Source organism: Microvirga massiliensis (assembly GCF_001006805.1).
Lineage (GTDB): Bacteria > Pseudomonadota > Alphaproteobacteria > Rhizobiales > Beijerinckiaceae > Microvirga > Microvirga massiliensis.
Genome location: NZ_LN811366.1, coordinates 189,926 through 207,573 on the forward strand (window position 1 = coordinate 189,926; position 17,648 = coordinate 207,573).

At 62.8% G+C, this 17,648-nt stretch carries 16 protein-coding genes; 7 read left to right on the top strand and 9 right to left on the bottom strand.

The genetic code is table 11. From position 1 onward, the window contains the following. Positions 1–172: 172 nt before the first annotated feature. Positions 173–499 carry a hypothetical protein gene (locus tag BN1233_RS36645; protein WP_147707739.1) on the bottom strand — a complete coding sequence of 109 codons (327 nt, stop codon included), beginning with the start codon at positions 497–499 and terminating at the stop codon, positions 173–175. A gap of 148 nt (positions 500–647) precedes the next feature. On the opposite strand from BN1233_RS36645, the gene BN1233_RS36650 reads away from it, so the two are divergent. Together BN1233_RS36650 and BN1233_RS36660 are read left to right on the top strand one after the other, a co-directional pair. Beyond that, complete coding sequence (locus tag BN1233_RS36650; RefSeq protein ID WP_046868584.1) at positions 648–1,406, top strand: ZIP family metal transporter; 759 nt, start codon at positions 648–650, stop codon at positions 1,404–1,406. Between the two features lie 1,043 nt (positions 1,407–2,449). Further along, positions 2,450–3,034, top strand: a complete 585-nt coding sequence (locus tag BN1233_RS36660) for a hypothetical protein (RefSeq protein ID WP_147707740.1) — start codon at positions 2,450–2,452, stop codon at positions 3,032–3,034. Positions 3,035–3,263: 229 nt separating this feature from the next. Here BN1233_RS36660 and BN1233_RS36665 read toward each other — a convergent pair whose 3' ends face one another. After that, entirely contained in the window at positions 3,264–3,557 is a 294-nt protein-coding gene (locus BN1233_RS36665) for a hypothetical protein (RefSeq protein ID WP_046868587.1), read from the bottom strand. Positions 3,558–3,965: 408 nt separating this feature from the next. Next, on the bottom strand, positions 3,966–4,304 hold the full coding sequence (locus BN1233_RS36670; protein WP_046868588.1) for a hypothetical protein: 339 nt from the start codon (positions 4,302–4,304) through the stop codon (positions 3,966–3,968). Between the two features lie 907 nt (positions 4,305–5,211). Here BN1233_RS36670 and BN1233_RS36680 point away from each other — a divergent pair. Next, positions 5,212–6,873, top strand: coding sequence for an alpha-amylase family protein (locus tag BN1233_RS36680; protein WP_046868624.1), 1,662 nt, complete (start codon positions 5,212–5,214; stop codon positions 6,871–6,873). 34 nt (positions 6,874–6,907) lie between these two features. On the opposite strand, the gene BN1233_RS36685 is transcribed toward BN1233_RS36680, so the two are convergent. Then, a complete protein-coding gene (locus BN1233_RS36685) occupies positions 6,908–8,977 on the bottom strand; it encodes an ATP-dependent helicase (protein WP_046868625.1) in 2,070 nt (689 codons plus the stop codon). Between the two features lie 197 nt (positions 8,978–9,174). On the opposite strand from BN1233_RS36685, the gene BN1233_RS43800 reads away from it, so the two are divergent. The 4 genes from BN1233_RS43800 to BN1233_RS36705 all read left to right on the top strand — a co-directional run bounded on the left by BN1233_RS43800 (position 9,175) and on the right by BN1233_RS36705 (position 11,763). Beyond that, positions 9,175–9,852 (top strand): hypothetical protein, encoded by a 678-nt coding sequence (locus BN1233_RS43800; protein WP_048707556.1) that lies wholly within the window; start codon positions 9,175–9,177, stop codon positions 9,850–9,852. Then, positions 9,842–10,432 (top strand): RES family NAD+ phosphorylase, encoded by a 591-nt coding sequence (locus tag BN1233_RS36695; RefSeq protein WP_048707559.1) that lies wholly within the window; start codon positions 9,842–9,844, stop codon positions 10,430–10,432. Before BN1233_RS43800 ends, BN1233_RS36695 begins: the two co-directional genes overlap by 11 nt. Before the next feature lie 102 nt (positions 10,433–10,534). Next, positions 10,535–11,185, top strand: a complete 651-nt coding sequence (locus BN1233_RS36700) for a LysE family translocator (protein WP_046868590.1) — start codon at positions 10,535–10,537, stop codon at positions 11,183–11,185. Positions 11,186–11,286: 101 nt separating this feature from the next. Beyond that, entirely contained in the window at positions 11,287–11,763 is a 477-nt protein-coding gene (locus BN1233_RS36705) for a GNAT family N-acetyltransferase (protein WP_046868591.1), read from the top strand. Positions 11,764–12,213: 450 nt separating this feature from the next. Here BN1233_RS36705 and BN1233_RS50725 read toward each other — a convergent pair whose 3' ends face one another. From BN1233_RS50725 to BN1233_RS36725, 5 genes are all read right to left on the bottom strand, one after another. Beyond that, entirely contained in the window at positions 12,214–12,342 is a 129-nt protein-coding gene (locus tag BN1233_RS50725; protein WP_280139383.1) for a hypothetical protein, read from the bottom strand. Positions 12,343–13,300: 958 nt separating this feature from the next. Beyond that, positions 13,301–14,221: an acetamidase/formamidase family protein gene (locus tag BN1233_RS36710; protein WP_046868592.1), complete on the bottom strand. Its 921-nt coding sequence runs from the start codon at positions 14,219–14,221 to the stop codon at positions 13,301–13,303. Between the two features lie 21 nt (positions 14,222–14,242). Further along, positions 14,243–15,013 (bottom strand): ABC transporter permease, encoded by a 771-nt coding sequence (locus BN1233_RS36715; protein ID WP_244470647.1) that lies wholly within the window; start codon positions 15,011–15,013, stop codon positions 14,243–14,245. 137 nt (positions 15,014–15,150) lie between these two features. Continuing rightward, on the bottom strand, positions 15,151–15,960 hold the full coding sequence (locus BN1233_RS36720) for an ABC transporter ATP-binding protein (RefSeq protein WP_046868593.1): 810 nt from the start codon (positions 15,958–15,960) through the stop codon (positions 15,151–15,153). Positions 15,961–15,994: 34 nt separating this feature from the next. Continuing rightward, positions 15,995–17,035: an ABC transporter substrate-binding protein gene (locus BN1233_RS36725; RefSeq protein ID WP_046868594.1), complete on the bottom strand. Its 1,041-nt coding sequence runs from the start codon at positions 17,033–17,035 to the stop codon at positions 15,995–15,997. Positions 17,036–17,648: the final 613 nt, after the last annotated feature.

Sequence of the window (17,648 nt, forward strand, 5' to 3'; positions counted from 1 at the left end):
TCAACGACCGGAGGCCCAGTCTGAAGGACTCGTCGGGAAATCGCCAAACGTCCGGTCTTCACACTGGCCGATGCTCCCCAGGAGGGCATCGGGATCTTGCGGGTTGGGTTCCGGGGGGATCATCGACGAGGCGGAGCATTCCGGCACCTGAACCAGCAACGGGGTGATGGCCTCACGCGAAGCCGTCGCCCTGGCGCAAATGGACCAAGTGCCGCACCGCGTCCCGATCCCCATCCCGCAAGGCTTGCAAGGGTGTCTTGGCAGCGAGCAGGGTGCCGGTGCGCCGCTGTTCGCCGATGAGGCCCGTGCGTGATCCCGAGCCGCTGCGCAGTCTCTGAGGCCGACACTGTGCCGCCGGCCTGGCGCTGGAGCGCCTCACGGTACTTGGCGTTCCGCGCAGCGCGGGCGGGTCGGACTCGGCATGAGCTTCGAGCATGGAGCCGAACGGCCTCAGAATGCACTGCTTGTCGGCCCGGGTCAGCATCGCCTGAGTTTTCACGAACGGACCTGCCCGGGATGCAAAACAACCCGCATGGGGCTCATCCTCGAGAGCCGGTCAGCATTCCAGCGGTGCTCCCTTCCGGCGAGGTGCGGGAACAACCGGGAGCGCGTAGCGTTCGGCTCCCGCAAGCGGAGGGCACGCAGCCATGCCGATCGCGCTTCAGGCCGGGCTGTGGGGGCTGTTCAGCGGCTCGGCCCTGGTGATCGGGGCCGCCATCGCCTGGTTCCTGCACATCCCGCAGCGCGTCATCGCCGCGATCATGGCCTTCGGCTCGGGCGTGCTGATCTCGGCCCTGTCGTTCGAACTCATGGACGAGGCCTACCGGACGGGCGGTTTCGCCGCGACCGCCATCGGGTTCCTGAGCGGCGCAGCCGTCTACACGGCCGCGAACATCTACCTCTCGCGCCGGGGCGCGCGGCACCGGAAGCGCTCGGGGCAAAAGTCGGGCGGGCAGCAGCCGAGCGACGAGGGCAGCGGCCTCGCGATTGCCGTCGGGGCTCTGCTCGACGGGATTCCGGAGTCGATCGTGATCGGCGTGACGATGATCGCGGGCGGCGCGGTGAGCTGGGTGGCGGTGATCGCGATCTTTCTCTCGAACGTGCCCGAGGGGCTGTCCAGCGCCGCCGGGATGAAGCGCGCCGGGCGCTCGGCCGGGTATGTGTTCGGGCTCTGGATCGGCATCGCGGTCATCTCGGGCCTGGCCTCCTGGATCGGCTATGCCGTGTTCTCCGGGTTCTCGCACGGGGTGATCGCCGCGACGGAGGCGGTCGCAGCCGGCGCCATCCTGGCCATGATCTCCGATACCATGATGCCGGAGGCCTTCGAGGTCGCCCACGACTTCGCCGGCCTGATCACGGTCGCGGGCTTCCTCGCCGCCTTCGCGCTGTCAAAGCTCGGAGGCTAGCCCACGGCCGCTGTGGAGACCGCTCCTGGCGAGTTCGGCGCCGTCCTCCTGCGGGGGAATCCTCGCTGTGACGGACGTGATGCTTGCGACCTGGAAGCGCATGCCAGTGGGGCAGGTGGGTTCCCGGGGATGAATCTGAGCGGGTACGCAGGCCTCCATCGATTCCGGGGATGGCGCCGGAAATCGCCTTGACTCAAGGACCGCCCATTTTCTTTTCGTTTGCATGGCTGTGGAGACGCTCGGAGTAGCCTACTCGTTCGGCTGGTGCGTGCGCATGCGCTGCTCCTTCGGGCCACGGGATGCGATGAAGCGCATCCGGGAGTGTGCCTTCCGATGCGAACTCGATCTCCAGACGCTTGTGTGCACCCGCGGTGCCGCTGTCGCTGCTCGCCGAGCGCCCGAAATGCCCCCGCTGCGGCTCCCGCTTGGTGTTGCTGATCTACGAGCCGCCATCCGAAAGAACCCGGGGATCTGGTGAGGCCTTGGACCAGGACGCCTGCGCTGTCTGCTCGCCCTTCGTTCTTGTGACTCCGCATTCCGCGCCGGCATCCTTGCCTTGGGCGGGTTGCCGAGACCGTCGGTGCCGCCAACGTTCTCTCAAGGACGAGGCGGCCTTGCGATCCGTGTCCCACATGGAGCCGTGCTCGGTCCTGTGTCGGCACGCGACGCGATACTCGACGCAATGACGCTTGCCGGGAACATAGCGCTGGATTTCCGTCCGGCCCTCATGACGGCAGGTCCATTCATCCTGGGAGGACCGAAACCGGGAGCGGGTAAATCGAAGCCCGTCCAAAGCTTGCAAAGCTTGGCGAAAGTCGGCCGCCTGCTGATAGCGTCGATCCGAATCTTTGGCGCACCCTCGCAGCCGAAGCTCCCCCGCCTCGATGTGCTGCCCAGCCATCATTGGCGAGACCGGGTCTCGCCAGCGTGACGGACATCACAGATCGCGCCCCAAGATTCCGCCAGGGTGCCGCCGTCGTGATCGCTCTTTGCCCGTGGAAGAGAACAACCAAGGCATCGAGCAAGCATCCCGGGAGGCTGCCGTGGCGCTCTACAAGGTCTACTTGTGCGATGTGTTGGATGCGATTGGGTCGGCGCGCCGCAAGGACGTGCGATCCCATCTTCAGGATTACTTCAATCCCATCGCGCAAGGAGGTGGATTTCCGGAAGGTGCGCTCGTGGACTACATCACCGCGACTCCGCAGCCTGCCGCAAACGAACTCCTGATCTACTTCATGCCATTCAGCTGGAGCATCGCCAATCAGATGCCGGGCACAACCTTCGTGAGCCCGCTCGGTGGACACGACGGGCTCACCAAGTTCTCGAAGGGCGGAGAAGCGGTCTCGGAAGTGTATGCGAACTCCGCGGACACGCGTGTGCTGGCAAACCTGGCGTTCCACGAGGCGATGCACAACAAGCTCCGCTTGGGAAACGACATGCATCAGCAGAAGGGTTTGGCCTCTGCCGTCGTCGATAATGCTATGCGGCCGAGCGAAGACAACGTGAAGAAGATGAAAGCTGCACTCAAAACTGAACGTCCGCAATGGACCGGAGGCGTCGGCCTCATGCTCAACAAAGCGCGGCAGAAGGCAAGCGGCGATCCAGCCTGGAACCTGACCTTCCCGTAAACCGCTCCGGCCCTCGCGCGAGGTGCCGGCCGGCGACATGACCAAGCAAACCGGCAAGCCTGCCGCGGCCAATCCACGGACGAGCAGGTCGCCTGGCATGACTCAGCCGCTGGAACCGCCGACAGGATCACGGCCTTCGACCAGCAGGATCGCCTTGCCCCGTGTGACAGCTCGTTCGCTGCGGCAGCTCGAGTCGGACCGGAATCCCTTCTGATCCTCCGGCCGCGGCCTAACTGCGATCAGTCAGAGAGCCTTCGACGATGTCCCTGGAGAAGCTGACGGAGGACCCATACCAGGCTCGCGCGGCACGCATCCGGATGTGATCCGCAGCGGCCTGCTCATCGTGATCGTTCGAGAAGGCTTTGACGAGTTCGAGCAGCATCGCAACACGGCGGCGGCCCGTCAGATTCAGGGCCGCGAGCATCTCGTCGAGATGCACGCCCGCCTGGCAACGCACCGACGTGGTCGCCGCGATGCCTTCGATTCGGGCCTGAAGGCCGATGAGATGATGGACAATGGTCATACAAATCAATTTCGGAAGCAATGCGCCGTGCAAACGAATCGGTTTCCACGTGTATTCCGAGGCAACAATGCGGCGATTGCGTGACGTTTGCTGTCTCCGCTGAAATCTCTTGCTACGCACGATCTTCGTTAACTGTCCGTTAACCAAATCTTCCAATCCTGTGGGGCACTGCGATGCATGAACTGAAGGTGAGACTGCATGCCCGATCAGAGATGCCGCGGTAGCGCGCCGTCCCTGACCCGTGAATCACGCGCGATGATCGGCCGGCGACTACATGCCGTTTACTTTCCGCCCGACAACACGCCGCTCCCTACCGAGCAGATGGAACTCCTCTTGGCCTTACGACGCAGGGAGCGTGAGAGCCGGCGGTCCGAGTGACGACTTCGGCTAGGCGTGACCGCCCATGGGTCAGGGCCGAGAGACCGAGACACACAGTTCACGGGCCCCGGGCTTCGAGCTTTCGGCGACCAGCCTGTACGTGTTGCCTTTCATGGCATGGAAGACACAGCGTGCGCTCGGACAGGGCTTGCCGTCAAGGGACAGGGTTGCCGTAGCCTGGGCGCGATCGGCCGGAGTTTCGTCCGCTGCCTTCGCGCGCGCCTCGACCTCGACCTGTGCGTCGTCCGGGGCGAGGAACTCGACAGTGTAAGGGGTTGCCGGACTGGCGCATTTCGCGCCACCGACAGCCTCGATCTTGTCTGCAGCCTGTGCTGATCCCGAGAAAAGAACGGCGCCAAGAACCATCATCCAAAGTCCCGACCTCGGATCATTTTCCATAACCGACGAGGAACATGACCTCGTCCCGCAAATCTGCACGTTTGAGGCCATCGCGATCTCCCATCAGATCTCGCGCGGGACATATCCCGGCGACGGCACTTCCGTTGGAGACGGCACCGGAACTCCTTCGGGACTGATTCCAGGGGGCCCCGCGGGCGGAATGTTCAAAGGCTCGCTGATGCCAGGGATACCAGGAGGGATGGACGGCTCCGGCGGCTCCGGCGTTGGTGCCGGGACCTGGGGTTCCGGCTCGGTCGGGGAGGGTGTATCGGGCATTGTCGCGGCACCTTTCGCTCAGGCTACACATAGGGCAGTTGCCGAGACGCGCTATGAGTAATCGGCCCGCTCGTTCATGGGCGTCCTCTGCCTGGCAGTCAGCATGGATTGGCTCGAGAGCTGATAGGGCGTAGCCCGGATGTCCCGGAGTAATGAACACTACGGGACGGGCACATGCCGCTCTGCCACATGAGTTCGATGCTCAACGGGCCGAGACATGGCGTGAGATCGGTCATGAGGTGCCTCGCCGAAGTTGCCCTGTTGGCGACACCGTTACACCTGGTGTCTGCAGCCGAGGCGGCGGACGGCGGCGCATCCAGCCAGATCGCTGCCCGGATCGATCTCCATCGAATCCAGACCGTGACGCTTCCGGACCATGACTTCCTTGCGGGGGACGCAAGTACCAGTAGGTTGTGTCGGCCCGAACACGAATTGCACCGCGCCGGTTAAACGTCCCTTTGGCGGACTGCACACAGAGACGGCCATGCGGTTTTTTCCTCGCGTCGCTCGTGAGGCTCCGCAATGGCAGACCGGTATCACCGCATTTCTTGGGATTACCACACCTGGTTGCCTCGAAGCGGCCTGCCTCTATTTCAACGCCATGATCCGGGATCTCTGGTACAAGAACGCGGTCATCTATTGCCTCGATGTCGGCACCTACATGGATGCCAACGGCGATGGCATCGGTGACTTTTCCGGCCTCATGAGACGGCTGGACTACCTGCACGGGCTCGGCGTCACTGCGGTGTGGCTCATGCCCTTCCAGCGTTCACCCAGACGTGACCATGGCTACGATGTAACCGACTACTACGCCGTCGATCCATGCTTTGGCACGCTCGGGGACTTCGTCGAATTCACCCATGGTGCCAAGCAGCGGGGCATGCGCGTTCTCATAGATCTCGTGGTCAATCACACCTCGATCGACCACCCTTGGTTCCAGTCCGCCCGCGCGGATCGCGACTCTCCCTATCGGGACTGGTACATCTGGTCCGACAAGAAGCCCACTCACGCAGATAAGGGCATGGTCTTCCCCGGCGTCCAGGACTCCACCTGGACCTATGACAAGGTGGCAAGAGCCTGGTACTTTCATCGGTTCTACGACTTCCAGCCTGATCTCAACACCTCCAACCCGCATGTCCAGGCTGAGATCCTCAAGATCATGGGCTTCTGGATCCAACTCGGCGTCCACGGCTTTCGCATGGATGCAGTGCCCTTCATCATCGGCACGAAGGGTGCGGACGTGAAAGAATCCACTGAGCAGTTCGAGATGCTTCGGATGTTCCGCGAGTTCCTGCAATGGCGCCAAGGCGAGTCGATCATCCTCGCCGAAGCTAACGTGAAACCGGACAAGGACATGGAGTATTTCGGCAGCGACGGCGACCGAATGCACATGATGTTCAATTTCCAGGCTAACCAGAACCTGTTTTATGCGCTCGCCTCGGCTGACACGAAACCGCTGATCAAAGCCCTCAAGGCGACGAAGGGAAGACCCGCTACGGCACAATGGGGACAGTTTCTCCGCAATCATGACGAACTCGACCTTGGCCGGTTGACGGACGAGCAACGCGAGACAGTCTTTGCCGCCTTCGGTCCGACCCCCGACATGCAGCTCTATCAGCGCGGGATCCGGCGCCGCCTTGCCCCGATGCTGGAGGGCGATCGCAGGCGGCTGGAGCTCGCCTACAGCCTGCTTTTCACGCTGCCGGGCACTCCCGTAATCCGCTATGGCGACGAGATCGGGATGGGCGACGATCTCTCACTGCCGGAACGGGAATGCGGGCGCACCCCCATGCAATGGTCCACGGAGCCCCATGGCGGCTTCACGAAGAGAAGCCGCCCCGTGAAGCCGGTCATCAGCGGCGGCCCGTATGGCTATGAGCACGTCAACGTCGCCGACCAGCACCGCGACCCGGAATCGTTCATGAACTGGATGGAGCGCATCATTAGGATGCGCAAGGAAGTGCCGGAGATCGGCTGGGGCGATTACGCGATCATCGACACGCGTCATACGGCCATTCTTGCGATCCGCTATGATTGGCTCAACAACTCTGTGCTCATGCTCCACAACTTCAGCCACACGCCGCTCGAGATCGAGTTTGAAGCTGGATGTGGCGAACGGGGAAAGCTCCTCGTCAATCTGCTCACGGGAGACCATGCCTGTGCCGATGAGGCCGGCAAGCATCGTGTTCTCCTCGAGGGCTACGGCTATCGGTGGTATCGCGTGGGCGGTCTCGATTATCTGCTCAACCGCGCTGAGATCTAGGCCCAGCCGCATCGGCGCCGATGCCCTGTGGGCGCTATCGCCACATGCCGCGCATGCGCGCTCCGACGTCGACGCGGACCTGCCGCACGCGCGATCCCGTGCTCTCATCTGCGGGAACGGATGGCCACGCGCAGGTCTCGAAGTGATGAAGCAGAGATGCCGGGATGAAGCGCGTGCGCGCGGCATAGATGTGCCGGTCGCCGGTGGGGGACTGCTCATGAGTGAAGAACCGCTGCGGAATGACGAGCGTCAGACTGTCCTTCGCGCGGGTCATCGCGACATAGAGAAGTCGGCGCTCTTCCTCGATCTCGTCCGACGTTCCAACGCCGAGGTCGGAGGGGATACAGCCGTCCACGGTATTGAGCACGAAGACCGAGCGCCATTCCTGGCCCTTGGCGGAATGGATCGTGGACAGGATCAGGTAGTCCTCGTCGAGCAGCGGCAGACCGGCCTCTCCGGAGGTTGCATCCGGCGGATCGAGCGTCAGCTCGGTCAAAAAGCGCTCGCGCGAGGGATAGCCGGCTGCGATATTCTCGAGCTGTCGGAGATCGGCGCGGCGCATCTCCGCGTCCTCGTGCATGCGCTCGAGATGCGGCTCGTACCAGGCCCGAACCCGGCCGATCTCGGCCGGCCATCCGGACCGGCAAGACCGAAGCTCCCGCAGGAGCTCGACGAAGCCCGGCCAGTCCGCCGCAGCACGAGCCGGGCAGGGAAGCTCGGCGAGCCTTTCCAACGGATCGGGCGCATTAGCCATCGCGTCCAGGGTGGCCTGCGCCGTCGATGGCCCGACGCCGGGAAGAAGCTGCATCACCCTGAAGCCAGCGACGCGGTCGCGCGGGTTCTCGGCGAACCGCAGCGCCGCCAGCATGTCCTTCACATGGGCGCTGTCGAGGAACTTGAGCCCGCCGAACTTGCGGAAGGGAATGTTGCGCCGCGTGAGTTCAACCTCGAGCGGCCCGCTGTGGTGGCTGGCCCGGAACAGCACGGCCTGATCCTTCAGCCGCATGCCGGCCTCACGGTTTTCGAGAACCTCGCCGGCCACGAAGTACGCCTGGTCGGCCTCGTCGCGCACCGTGACCAGCCGCGGCCGTTCAGCCGACGCCCGCTCGGTCCAGGGATTCTTGGTGAACCGTTCCTTCGCGAGGCTGATGACGCCGTTTGCGGCGGCCAGGATTGGTTGCGTCGAGCGATAATTCCGATCGAGCGTGATGACGTCCGCCGCCGGCGAGAATTCCTGCGGGAAATCGAGGATGTTGCGCACCGTCGCGGCGCGGAAGGAATAGATCGCCTGCGCATCGTCACCGACGACCGTCAGGCCGCGGCCGCCCGGCTTCAGACCCATCAGGATCGACGCCTGAAGCCGGTTCGTATCCTGGTACTCATCGACCAGCACGTGATCCCAGCGTCCGCCGATCTCTTCGGCGAGCAAGGGCTCACTCATCGTCTGCGCCCAGTAGAGCAGCAAGTCGTCGTAATCGAGCACGTTCTGCGCCTGCTTGGCTTCGACATAGCCGGCGAAGAGCTCCCGCAGCTGTTGCTCCCATCCCGAGCACCACGGGAAGTTGCCCCGCAGCATGTCCTGCAGGGGTGCCGCGGCATTCACGGCCCGCGAGTAGATCGATAGGCAGGTTGCCTTGGTGGGAAAGCGGCTTTCCATCTTCGAGAAGCCGAGTCCGTGCCGGACCAGATTCATCAGGTCGGCGCTGTCTTCTCGGTCGTGAATCGTGAACTGCGGATCGAGGCCGATGTCACCAGCGTAATCGCGCAGGATACGGGCCCCGATCCCGTGGAACGTGCCGGCCCAGGTCAGCGCGTCGGTGAACGGGCCCGCTTGGTCGCCGAGGCCCCGGGCGCAGAGGCGCTCCACCCGCCGCGCCATCTCGGACGCCGCCCGGCGGGAAAAGGTCATTAGCAGGATCCGGCGCGGATCGGCGCCATGAACGATCAGGTGGGCGACGCGATGTGCCAGCGTGTTCGTCTTTTCCGAACCGGCACCGGCAATGACCAGAAGGGGTCCGCCGATCCTCCCGTTGGCAAGCCCGACGCCGTGCTCGACCGCCGCGCGCTGGCTCTCGTTCAATTTATTCAGATACGCAGCGCCCATGCCTGCCGCCTGAGAATCAACCTTCATCCGCGAATACGCGGATATCACGTGCTCTCGCAGCTCTGCGCTCCGATGAGAGGCCATCGCCATCGGTCATGGCTACTCGAAGTTGAGGGGCCTTTTTCGTCACTTGCCGTTTCGCCTGTCTCATCCTATCTTTAGGAAGACAAATGAAACCAGATTGCCGGAGTGATCCCATGTCCGCCCGCTCCGCCACCTCTCCGGGCCGCCGCGCCCGCGCAGCCGAATTTGGCGAGGCTCCAGCGGGCCCGAGCAGAACCCGGCGCGCAGAGCCTGGTCCGAGCGCCGATCTCGTCGAGGCATTCGTCGCGCGCGGTGCCCGCGCGCTCGCCCGCATCGCCCAGCGTATGCCGCGGCAGCGCTTGATCGAGGCCGTCGGCGCCGAAACCGACACCGACCTGCTGTTCTGCTCCATGCAGGACGCAGCCGCGATCGGCTCCGAGATCACTCCCGATCACCCGGATCCTTTGACCGCCGCCTTCCTGCGCGGCGCCGAGATGAAGCGCGCGCTCCTCAAGGCCGAGGGCGGCGTTCTGTCGGCCCAGCAGCTTGCCGATCATCTCGGCATCACACCTCAGGGCTTGGGCAAGAAACGTGACCGCAACCAGGTGTTCTGGCTCGAGATCGGCGACGGCTATGCCTATCCGGCCTTCCAAGTGGGTCCGAAGGGTCTGTTGCCCGGCATCCGTGAGGTGCTGGACGCCTTCCAGGAGGAGGATCCCTGGACGCGCGTAAACTTCATGCTCACGGGTGACGCCCGTCTTGGCGGACGCCGGCCCATCGATGTGCTCCGCGACGGCGATGTGACATCGGTGACGCGGGCGGCCCGCGGCCTGGGCGAACATGGCGCCTAAGCCGGGATCCGCCCCGCCGGCCGATTTTGCAGCGCGCGACCTTCCCATCGAGACCGTCCCGGCCAGCACAACGTTTGTGCGCATCCACAGATCAAGCCTCGCCGCGCTCTATTTCGGAACCTCGGGAGACAACCGCTTCGACGATCCGGAGGGTCATTACGGCGTCTGCTACGCCGCGCGGTCGCTCGCGGGAGCGTTCGTGGAGACCTGCTTGCGCGAGGTCGGGGTAACGCTGGTGCCATTGTCACGGCTTGCGGAACGCTCCGCGACCGAGCTGGTGGCCACGGCCGAACTGCGCCTCGTCGAGCTTCATGGGCCGGGGCTAGCCCGTGTTGGCGCGACCGCCGCGGTGAGCAGTGGTACCTACGACATCTCGCAGCCCTGGTCGCGTGCGATCCACGGCCATCCGGCGAACGTGGATGGCATTGTGTATCGCTCCAATCACGACAACGGCGAGCTTTGCGTGGCGTTGTTCGACCGCTGCCGCGATCGGCTGCGTCCTGGATCAAGAACCGGCCTCATGGCCGATCGCGCAGCCCTGGCAGAGCTTCTCGATCGCTACAGGATCGGCCTGAGCTGACTTGGTTGGATCGCAGGCCCTCAGGTGGACGTTGTCCAACCGAACCGCTTAGCGTTACTCGCAATCCGATCGGGCGGGCTCCTTTGCCGGAGACACACTGCAATGCCCGACTTGCCGACCTTCTTGACCTTCTACGCCGCAGTCTTCGCCATGCAGGTCGCGCCGGGTCCCGATATGCTGCTCGTTATCGGCCGCGGCATCGGCCAGGGCCGGCGCGTCGCACTCTTCACGGCCGCTGGCACGACCTTGCTCGCTGCTCTCGTCCAACTGCCGCTTCTGGCGCTTGGCGTCACTTCGCTCTTTCAGGCCTCACCGCTCGCCTTCGAGGCTCTGCGCTGGGCCGGCGCCGCCTATTTGATCTGGCTCGGCGTCAAGCTCCTCGCCGGCCGCCATCGCGATGGCGCTGCCATCGCGCCTGCACCCGTGTCCGACATGAGAGCACTGCGTCAGGGCATGATCAGCAATCTGACCAATCCCAAGCCGATGGTCTTCATGCTCGCGTTCCTGCCCCAGTTCGGCGATCCGGCAAACGGCTGGTCCATCACGGCGCAGCTCCTGTTTCTCGGAGCAGTGCAAAAGCTCTCGGGTTTTTTGGTCATGGCCACCGTGGCTCTCGGGGCCGGCACCTTCGGCGGCTGGCTCTCGCGGCGCCCCGGTTTGATCGCCTGGCAGGAGCGGTTTGCCGGCCTCGTGATGATCGGCCTCGGTCTGCGCTTGGCCTATGCAGGCGATGGCCGGCCCGTTCGCGCCTGACCGTATGGTCCGGGAAAGGAGCAAAACCCGGCCCTTGAACCGGCCGGGAGTTAAGGTCCTGCGGGCCACAACAGCCAACATAATCTGCCATATTCAGATTCATGGAATTCCTGCCCAACATAGTGCCCGATTTTGAGTTCCGTCGTCTGGGGTATTCGGAGGCTGAAATTGGTTATGCCTTCGAAGTGAAGAAAGCAGCCCTTCGCCCACATGTCGAAAAGCGCTGGCCATGGGATGAAGCCTTCCAGTTTGATCTTCACCAAAAGCGCTATGCGGAGAAGCCCTTCTTCAAAATCATTCATAAGGGGGCAGCAATCGGTGTTGTTTCCGTTCTGCAGGCTTCAGATCATATCCGCTTTGGGGAGTTCTACATCTTTCGGGAGCATCAGGGACACGGGTTAGGCACCAAGATCCTGTGCCATGTCTTGGCTCTTGCTGACGCTGCCACTCTCCCTGTGCGACTCGAGTATCTGAAGTGGAATCCCGTGGGCTCGCTTTACTTGCGGAACGGTTTCCAGGTGACGCACGAGACTGAGACTCATTACTTCCTCGAGCGAGAACCCGGCCGCGCGCCTTAGGACCTGCGATGCCGCGGTTCAGGGAGCAATTTCAGCTCAATCGTTCCGCATCAAGTCACCGTCGGCGCAAAGACCAGGAACTGGTGCGAAGCCATACATTCTATAGGTCGGCGATCATGCCAAGCCTGCCACCGGACGTGGTCGCCATCCCAATAGGAGATCCGCACGCAACCTTCGGCATCGGCATTGCCTGGGACACCGCCGCAAATCGCCGTTGGTGCGGGAGCTCAACTCCTTCATGGAGGCAAGTGCCCCAAGGCCGTCCCTTCGCACGGTCGGCGCACACCGGGTACTGCGGGAAGTGGCTTCCCGATCCCTTTTTCGCCGCCCGCTACATCGCTCCATCGCTCAGCGAACCTATGACGGGTCATAGGACGGCGCTGTCAACCGCACCACCCGACCGGTTTCGCTGGATCGTCCTGTGCGAGGGTCGAGGAGTCGCTGGCGCGATCACCCCAGGAGCGTCAGCACGGCTGAGGCGACGTTGAGGGCTGCGAGGCCGCCGACGAGTATCGGGAGGAGAGGGAAGCGACGGCCGGTGAGTTCGCTGGCGGTATCGTAGAAGCCGGTTGTGGTCATCGCTCATCCCCTTCCGAGCGGGAACCGCTGCCTGACCATAATGCCCGCAAGTTTCCCGAATGAAGTGCGATGGCGCACTCGGCTCGCCCTCAAGTCCGTTCACCGGCCTCCTGTGGGCAGCAAGCGTGCGGCAAGAGAGGCCCCGGCTCATCGCCGGGGCGACCTAACATCAGGTCCGTGGAGTCTGCAGGCCGCAAGCACAGGGGGAAGTGCGGGGTATAGCGGCGGCCCGCAGACTCTAGATGGTGAGTCCCAACACCGCCCCAATGCGACATCTTGTCGACGGACAGGAGGCCCCGGCAGGAGGCCCTGGTCAGATCTCAACCATCTCTTCGAGCGCTCGCAAGAGACTTCAGGCCCAGCGTCTCGAATCTATCACCTCCACGCTCTAGACCGTCATCATTGCCTCAGCGATTTACACCTCGGGTGATCGAAGTATTCGCCACAGTCGTTGTTCCTTCGGATTGCCGGAGCGGCAGAAATCCCCGTTGTCGATGCAACGACTAGGGAGCGGCGTGCTGCTGTGCTCGGGCGCTTATTTGGGAAGGGCGCCTGCTACGCCGCACGTTCGCTCGCGAGAGCTTCCGCGAAGACCTGTTTGCGCGAGATCGGGGCGATGCTGGTGCCGGCGTCGCGGCTTGCGGAGTGCTCCGCAACCGAACTGGTGGTCACGAACCGCGCCTCGTCGAGATGCATGGGTCTGGGCTTGCGCGTGTCGGCGTGACCGCCGCGGTGAGTAGCGGCACCTATGACATCTCGCAGCCCTGGTCGCGCGATTCACGGCTCCGGCGAGCGTAGACGGCATTGTGTATCGCTCCATTCACGGCAACGGCGAACTTTGCGTTGCACTGTTCGGTCGCCGTCGCAACCGACTGCTCCTGATTCGGGGACCGTCCTCGAGGAGGATCACACAGTCCTTGCGGAGCTTCTCGATTGCTGCCAGTGCCGCCCTCGGCGCTCAGCGGTATGCGCTCAGAATCGCCTTCGGCACCTTGCAGATATAGGTGTATTTCGGATTTACCATCTGCGTGCAGCGCGCCTCGGCGATCTGGCCGAGGAGCATATATGCTTCCGCCGCGGGCACCCCGAAGCCGTCCTCCAGCCAGAACACCATTTCCTCGAAGGCAATCCGCATCGCATCCTCGAGCGGCCGTGCACAGCCCAGTGTTCCGATATGGGTAGGCGTCTCGATGCGTGGCCAAGTCATCCGCTCCGGAGCCCTGCCAAGACCGACGCGTACTGTCAGGACAGCGGCGATCTCGATTGCACCCATACCGTTGCACTCGCCGTCCCCCTGCAGCGCGTGGCAATCGCCGAGGAACAGATGGGCCCCATCCTTGTGGACCCGGAAGATGATCGTGTTGCCCGGAGTGACCTCCTGGACGTCCAAGTTGCCGCCATGGGGACCATTGTCCACCGTCAGCACGGCGCCATGGACAGGGGCCACACCGGACACGCCGATCATAGGCCGGACGGGCAGCTTGACCCTGTCGCTCCAATGCACGACGCCATCCGATACTTCCACCACGCGGGTCTGGAGACCGAACTCCTTGCGACGCACCCAGTCCGGGAAGATGCCGATGCCGGGCCAGAGGGCCGTGAAGCCGAGGCCCTCCAGCTTCATGTCGAGCACTTCGACGCTCAGCACGTCGCCAGGTTGTGCCCCGGCGACCTCAATCGGTCCGGTAGCGCCATTGACAAAGGGCAACGTGACATCAGAGGCCGTGAGTTGCTGGCCTAATGAGTGAATCACGCCGTCATTGATGTTGATCGCAGCTTCGACCGTGAAGGTCTCACCCGGCGCGACCCGAGCCACGAACGGATAATCACCAGACAGCGCATATTTGATGTTGCCTTCCTTCGAAACCAGGGTCGCCACGGCGCACCTCCTTCAGTCATGTCAGGCCTGTTGCCGCCACGGAGTGAGGCGGCTTTCCAGTTTCCCGACAAGGAATGTGAGAACGAGAGCCAGCGCGATCGTGACAACGAGCGCCGCCATAACCTTCGGGATAATGTAGAGCGAGCCCGCCTTGAAAATCGCGTGTCCGAGGCCTTCCGATGACGACATGAACTCGCCGATGATGGCGCCGATCAGCGCGAAGCCGACGGTGAGCTTGAGGCCGGCAAAGATGTCGGTCAACGAGGAGGGGACCACCAGCTTCCGGAAGATCACGCCCTTACTCGCTCCCAGCGTCCGCATGAGGTTGATCTGGTCGGGATCGACGCTTGCGGCGCCCTTGTAGGAGGTCACCAGGGCTACGACCACGACGGACAAAGTCGACATGGCAATCTTGGAGGCGAGACCGGTGCCGAACCAGATGATCATGATCGGCGCCAAGGCAATGATTGGGATTGAGCCTAGCGCAACGATGAAGGGCTGTACGACACGCGAGACGAACTGCGAATGCCAGAGCGACAGCCCGAGTATCGTGCCCAGCACATTGCCGACCACGAAGCCCAGAATCGTCTCCAACCCGGTGACGTAGGCGTCACTGACGAGGCTGCTGTCCTGCCACATTTGAACGAGGAATCCGAACACCGTGCTGGGTGAACCGAACAGGAAAGCACGTGACGGGTTTCCGGTCGTGGCGTATTCCCAGAACAGGAGAAACGCAGCGAAGAGCAGGATCTGACACAGGAGCACGAGGCCTGCACTGCGCCACCGACGCATTTGCAAGGCCCTCGCGGCTGGCGTCCGTGCACCGAGTATAGCCCGCCAAGAGGAGGCTCTGGCACTCATGGACACGGGGGAGCCCGTCTCTGTCACGACCGGGTGGCGGTAAGGGCTCGAAGTTTCGGCGTCCATGGTCAGTGTCGCGCAATTTCGAGGTCGCGCCAGATGCAGCGTACATACTCGCTGAACCCTCGGCTCTCGCGCGCTGCCATCATGTCCGTGCGATCGCCCTCAATATCGATCCGGTAGACCGACTTGATGCGCGTCGGGCGGCTGCTGAGCACGATCACGCGGTCAGACAAAGAGACGGCTTCCTCGATGTCGTGCGTGATGCACAGCATCGATCGGTGCCCGGCACGTGCAAGCCGCGCGGTATCGCTCTCAATGAGCAGCTTGGTCTGAAAATCGAGGGAAGCGAACGGCTCGTCGAGGAGCAGCACGTCCGGGTCGTTGATAAGGGTGCGGGCGAGCGCCACACGCTGTCGCATGCCGCCGGACAGCGTTGCTGGGTAGGCGTTCTCGAATCCTGCCAAGCCGAGCTGCACGAAAAGCGATCTGGATCGCTCCTCCGCCTCGCGGGCAGGGATCTTCTTGATCTCCGTCCCGAGCTTGACATTCGCGAGGGCGGTTCGCCACGGGAACAACAGGTCCTTCTGGAGCATGTAACCAACCTTCGGTGGCATGCCTGAAAGCGGAGTTCCGTACCAGCGCACCTGGCCTGCCGATAGAGGGATGAGTCCGCACAGCACGTTGAGAAGTGTGGTCTTCCCGCAGCCGGACGGCCCCACGATGCTGACGATCTCCCCAGGGCTCAACGAGAAGGTCAGCTCGGTGATGACGGGAACGACCTGACGGCCATCATCGTATGTCTTGGCAACACGATCCGCCACGAGCGGCGGGACGCCCGATCCCGCTGCGAGCGTGGAAGGCGCGCTTCCCCGCATTATCTCCCTCCCGTCAGGAGCTACCCGATCGCCCCTAGCCGCCGGACATCTTGTTGACGGTCTCAACAGCTTTGAGCGCAAACGAGTTGTCGATGATCTGGTCGAACGGGATCGAGCCCTTCACGTTTTTTAGATAGACCTGCATATCCATCAGGTTCTTCCACTGATCTTCTTTGACCACGACCGTCTCCGCTGGGATTTTGTACTGGACTTCCGCGTCGATGGCCGCATCGACGACAGCGGGCGGCAAGTCGGGAAATTCCTTGCGCGCGACCTCCTTCGCGAAGGCTGGATCCTTGTAGGTGCGACGCGAGGCCTCTTCGAAAGACGTTACGAGGGCCTGTACCATGGCTGGATCCTTCTGGATCGTCGACGGCAGGACCATGATCCCGGTATTACAGAACGGCCCAACATAATTTGAGAAGTCGAACACGATCTTCGCGCCCTGGGCCACGGCAGACGCAACGCTCGGCTGGTAGGCGATAGCCATGTCGGCCTGACCGGCGAGCATGGCGCCGATCTCGGTACCGGGATTGACCTGCAGGATCTTGGTATCGGTGCCGACCTTCAGCCCAGCGGTCTCGAGCATACGCTTGGCAACGCTGAAATTGGTGTTGGGTTCGGGCGAGGTGACGATTGTCAATCCTTTGAACTGCTTTGGATCGGAGATCGGCTGGAGGTTCTTCGATACACCGAAATAATGGGCGCGTTGCACCACCGTGCCGACCACGACGCCGGGCCCACCAGCCTCACGAGACATCTGCACCATTGTAGCGTCGCCAATGGCGAAGTCGGCCGAACCGCCGAGAACGGCCGCGAAGGTCTGCGTGTCGCCACCTGCAGCCGACACGTTCATTTTCAGGCCGTTCTTCTCGAAGATCTTGGAGTGGAGACCGACGTAAAGATTGATATAGCCGAGGTTGTGCACGGCTTCACTGAACCGAACCTCCTTCAGACCTTGGGCCGCCGCGGGCAGCGGCCTGGCCGCAACTCCGCAAAACGTGATGGCAGTGAGCCCAATACCAGTCAGGACCGTCCGTCGGTTCGACTGCATCGAAAGCGGATTGTAGAGCATCGAATGGCCCTCCTGCCGCAGTTTCCCCTGCGACACCAAAGGCTAACATCACGACGAACACTATGGCAATGCTTGGCAACTTCCCAATACTTTGCATTTGTCCGCGGGCATACGCCGGCGCCTCGAGGGCATTAATATCGCCATCGCGGCCGAGGGGACAGGATCCGGAAACCGTCTTGATTCAGACAAAGGATGGGATCTTCTTACGGGTATTGTGTGCTGCGACTGGAACGAGTTCCTTCCTGCTATCGGCGGGTGCTGGGCATGGCGGGATCAGGTTTGGTAATCCCTGTTTCATCGCGCCATCTCACCCGATCTTTCGGCAAACCCATAGCCCCAGGCCTCCAAGCCAGCGGGACGGCCTGAATAGGCAGACTTTATAGGTCTCTGTTGTGAGCCCAAGGATGAAGTAGCCCCCGAATAGGCCCGATACGATCTCCCATCTTGTTAAGAGACAGGAATAGTATTGGTCCGATGACTGGTTCTTCACCCAAGATCGAGGTCCTTGAGGGACCGCAGCGGCGCAGCCACTCGACAGGCGCCGAGAAGCTTTCCTTCTCCAGGAGACCTATGAGCCGGACGCACACCAGGCTAAGGCCTGTTAGGGCTTGGT